At 61.9% G+C, this 4,127-nt stretch carries 4 protein-coding genes; 3 read left to right on the plus strand and 1 reads right to left on the minus strand.

Annotation, left to right across the window (positions count from 1 at the left end; genetic code table 11):
- Positions 1–410: 410 nt before the first annotated feature.
- The 3 genes from OU682_RS23475 (at position 411) to OU682_RS23480 (ending at position 2,059) form a co-directional block, all read left to right on the plus strand.
- Entirely contained in the window at positions 411–587 is a 177-nt protein-coding gene (locus tag OU682_RS23475) for a CsbD family protein (RefSeq protein WP_268944601.1), read from the plus strand.
- A gap of 9 nt (positions 588–596) precedes the next feature.
- On the plus strand, positions 597–683 hold the full coding sequence (locus tag OU682_RS24530; protein ID WP_442952617.1) for a small membrane protein YohP: 87 nt from the start codon (positions 597–599) through the stop codon (positions 681–683).
- Positions 684–988: 305 nt separating this feature from the next.
- A complete protein-coding gene (locus OU682_RS23480) occupies positions 989–2,059 on the plus strand; it encodes an AI-2E family transporter (protein ID WP_268944602.1) in 1,071 nt (356 codons plus the stop codon).
- 293 nt (positions 2,060–2,352) lie between these two features.
- On the opposite strand, the gene OU682_RS23485 is transcribed toward OU682_RS23480, so the two are convergent.
- Positions 2,353–3,855: a phospholipase D-like domain-containing protein gene (locus tag OU682_RS23485; protein ID WP_268944603.1), complete on the minus strand. Its 1,503-nt coding sequence runs from the start codon at positions 3,853–3,855 to the stop codon at positions 2,353–2,355.
- Positions 3,856–4,127 lie beyond the last annotated feature (272 nt).

Genomic DNA, 4,127 nt, shown 5'->3' on the forward strand with positions numbered 1-4,127 from the left:
TAGCGCCGGAGCGGGGCCAGAAGATCAAGGATCGGGTCGCGGTGTCGGGTCATCTTGCATGATAGACGGAGCCGGGCAGCCTTTGCTTCCCGCGCGGCAGAAAAAATTCTGGGGGTGCCCGCGTGCCGCGTCGGTTCGCTTTGCGGAAAGGTCTTCCTATTCCGCTGCGCTTCGGGTCATCGACTAAAAAACGGGCGGCTGGCTCTGTCACGGCCAGATCAGCGCCACGTAGGCCACGTAGCCAGCGGCAAGGATCGCGCCCTCGATGCGGCTAAGACGCCTCAGTTGTGGGCTCAAATCGAAAAGACGAGCGAACAGCAAGGCCGGGGAGGCTGACAGCCGATCCCGCCTTTTTCGGAACAATGCCTGCCCCCTCACGTTCCCTTGGCTCAAACAGAAGGAGTCATGCAATGAATGAAGACCGCGTGAAGGGCCAGGCAAAGGACGTGAAGGGCTCGGCCAAGGAAACGATTGGCAAGGCCATCGGCGACAAGGAAACCGAGCGCAGCGGCCAGGCTGATCAGGTGGAAGGCAAAGTTCAGAAAGGCGTCGGCAAGGTCAAGGATGCCCTGCGCGACGACTCATAGGGTGATGCCATGTTGAAATTCATCGGCGGCACCGTCGGGATCATCTTTATAATCGGCCTACTGGTCGTGCTCGGCCTGCTGGCACTGATCTTCTAGAGCACGCCGATCGACCAGCCGCACCCCCGCTGCGGGAACACCTGACACCCCCGGCTGATCGTAATCGGCCAAGGACGGTCTTGATGCAAAAGCCTAATTATGTGAGGCCGCCCCATGGTGTCCCGCCCTCCCGTCCTGCTTTGGCCTTCGGCTGCCACGGAGCGATTTGAATGCTTCCGTGGGCGATGAAGATGAACTTGGCATAAGGTTCTCAGACATAGATCGGCGAGAGATGGCCAGGTCAAGCACGACGGGACACGGGGCGCGGTCGACGAACATCCCCATATGATGGAGTTACGACAGCAATGGGCGGCAAGGATAATGCAGAGCGCGTGAGGCTGATGGCGCCACGGCGTCGCGCTCTCTCTCTGGGGATCCTTGGGGCGCTGCTGATCCTGCTTCTGGCCTTTGCCCCGGATGTTCTTCTGGTGATCTTCGCGGGACTTCTGTTCGCTGTGTTCTTCAGCGGTGGCGGGGAATGGCTTGCCAGACGCCTCGGGATCGGCCGGAACTGGGGGATCGGCCTTTTCCTCCTGATCCTCGTTCTTGCCCTGGCCGGCATCTCCCTCGGCTTTGCCCCCTTTGCAGTCGATCAGTTCGAGCAGCTTTCCCAGAAGGTGCCGGAAGCGTTCCAGAGTGTCCGTGAGCGTCTCGAGCAATACTCTTGGGGTGAGAAGCTTCTGGAGAGGGCGACACCGGGAGCGCTGATGTCGGAAGGAAGCGGGGGCGCTGCCGCGGGCGCGGTCACCGCCACCTTCGGTGCGTTGGGCAACTTTGTCATCATGCTGTTCATCGGGCTTTATGTGGCGCTCGACCCCAAAACGTACCGGAAGGGTTTGCTTGCCCTCCTGGCTCCCTCGGTCCACGCCGAGGGAGAGGACGTGCTGAGCAAGGCAAGCGACACCCTGGCAAACTGGCTGGTCGCGCAGATGATGGCCATGGCTGTCGTGGGCATCCTGACCTGGCTCGGCCTGTGGCTCGTGGGGGTCCCGCTTGCACCGGCCCTGGGGCTTATCGCGGCGCTGCTGGCCTTCATTCCCAATATCGGGCCGATCATTGCCGCTGTGCCGGCTGTTCTGCTTGGACTGTCCGAGGGCCAGACAACGGCGTTGTTGGTTGTTGGGGTCTATGTCGGCGTGCAGGCGCTCGAAAGCTACGTCATTACGCCGCTGATCCAGCAGGAGCGGGTATCGCTGCCCCCTGCCCTGATCATCTCCAGCCAGTTGCTGATGGGCATCCTGTTCGGCATCCTGGGTCTCGCCCTGGCCACGCCGCTGGCCGCACTGGGTCTAACACTGGTCAGGGAGACATATGTCAGGCGCTACCTTGAAAAGGAAGAAGCTGAACTCCGCGTCCAGCAGCCCGCCCATCGTTAGAGGTCGGGGAGGGCTCGGACCCGGCGGATGATGCGAGACGCGAGACGCTGCTGACGACGTGCTGGAGAAAACGACCAGGAGGGAAAGAGGATGACGGGAGATCAGAAGACGGCTCCGCGTCCAGAGCGCACTTTCTGCCCATCGGGACCAGGAGGTCGCAGCCTCTTCGCCCCCTGGACGAAACCTTTGGGCATGGCGAAGAAGACACACAAGCTTAGGGCGTTGGTCTCCTTGGCGCCGACTCCTCGGCATTCCACACGGAAGCGTCAGCACGGAGTACCGGTTGAGTGCCGTCAGTCCTTTGCCCGGCTCCGCTGCCATAGCCATGCACCGCCTGCCAGGAGCGCCGCCCCAGCCATCACGTGCCGCGCGGTGATCCCGGTGCGGGCCTGTGCGCTGCGGCGATAGCGAGGGTCGAAGAAGCGCGTATTGGACAGAAGACTGCCCAGCCAGTTCTCGCGGCGAAGCGGCAAAGGGTGCAGGCTCCGGCCTTCGGTGTGACAAAGGTCGTCAAGCGCTGCGACAAGGCTGTCCTGGCGGGCGACCCGGTCGGAAACCTCGTCCCGGCGGCAACCCAGATGTTCCGCCAGCAGATTATCACGGAAGTCGCGGATCAGACTGCGGGTCGCATCGTCTTGTGCCTGAATCGCCACATCGCATTCGGTGTCAAAGCCCATCGAGCGGCGATCGATATTGCTTGACCCCACCCGCAGCAGCATGTCGTCCACGATCATGATCTTGGCATGAACATAGATCGGATGGCCGCTGTCGGTGACGGGATACAGGATGCGGAACCGCCTGTGGGGATCGTGACGGCGCAGATAGCGCACCATTCGGCTGCGGGTGACGTGCATGGCCTGGTCCTCGACACGGCCCTGCGCGGCAAAGGGATTGATGACCACCACCTCGGGCCCGTCAAGTTCAGCCAGGCGCCGGCGGATCGCGCGGGTGATGCTGCCAGAGCAGAAATACTGCGACTCGATGTAGATGCAGTCGCGCGCGCTGCGGATGGCATCCAGATACAATTTCTCGATTTCGTAGATTCCCGGTTTGCCGCGTTCAGGAGGGGCGGTCTGGGCAATCGCAACATCGATGTCACGGAAGACAGGCTCAATGCTGTCCGGCCACATGTCGGCGCCGGGCTTAAAAACCTCGTCCACTTCCGCGTCGTGAGCGCGGATCCAGCGGGCGCGGGCCAGTTCTGACAAGGCCGCCGCCGCCGGGCCCGTCATGACCGTCGAGGCATCATGCCAGGGCTGCGCGCCGTCGCCGTTCTTCAAGGAGCGCAGCGGATTGTGGTCCAGGTGGCGGCGGTCGTCCCAGCGTCCGTCGGTCATGTCGATGCCGCCGCAGAAGGCCAAGCTATCGTCAATGACAACGATCTTCTGGTGATGGCAGGCGCCGATCGGGTGGCGGCCATCGAAAGCCAGGTGGATTTGGTCGGGCGACATCAGCTTCACACCAAGCGGCGCCAAGAGGCCACCCGGCGCGATCAGAGCGCCCCCGCTCCATTTCAGCAGGAAGATGTCCAACCCTTCGCGTCGGTCGACCAAGGCATCCAGGAACAGGCCGAGCTTGTTGGGAAAGCCGTCTGGCGCCAGCCCCTCATTGTCGCTTTCGCCGGGCAGCATCTCGATCTGGAAGTCAAAGTCCCAGCCAATCATCATGGCCATCCGCTCGGCCTTCAGAAGCGCTTCGCGCAGGGCACGGAAATAAGCCTGCCCATCGATGATGACAGCCATCTGGTCAGCTGTCTCGACACGCCAGCAGTTTCGGCCAGGATCAAAAAGGGTCATGAATGTCCTGTGTCAGGGTAGGCTCTCCTTGTGACATAAGGTGCAGACGAGGAAAACTCGTTGAGGAAGTCAGACCTGACGTGGTCACTTTGTCATCGAACTTTGCCAATCAGGATGGGACACTTTGGGCTGAGAATTGCCTGCTCTACGGGTCGAGAAAGGGGCGGCCTGACTACTGTGAGTTGGTCCCTCCTGAGGTCGTGTCGCGAATGTGGTGGAAATTGCCGGGCAGCGGGCTCCGGGCATGTGACGTTGGCTCCAGTCAGGCCGCG

Origin of the sequence: Paracoccus benzoatiresistens (assembly GCF_026913015.1) — a bacterium.
Taxonomy (GTDB): domain Bacteria; phylum Pseudomonadota; class Alphaproteobacteria; order Rhodobacterales; family Rhodobacteraceae; genus Paracoccus; species Paracoccus benzoatiresistens.

Bases quoted from the DNA above. Each gene is read 5' to 3' on its own strand.
- OU682_RS23480 (WP_268944602.1), top strand. From the start codon at position 989: ATGGGCGGCAAGGATAATGCAGAGCGCGTGAGGCTGATGGCGCCACGG.
- OU682_RS24530 (WP_442952617.1), top strand. From the start codon at position 597: ATGTTGAAATTCATCGGCGGCACCGTCGGGATCATCTTTATAATCGGC.
- OU682_RS23475 (WP_268944601.1), top strand. From the start codon at position 411: ATGAATGAAGACCGCGTGAAGGGCCAGGCAAAGGACGTGAAGGGCTCG.
- OU682_RS23485 (WP_268944603.1), bottom strand. From the start codon at position 3,855: ATGACCCTTTTTGATCCTGGCCGAAACTGCTGGCGTGTCGAGACAGCT.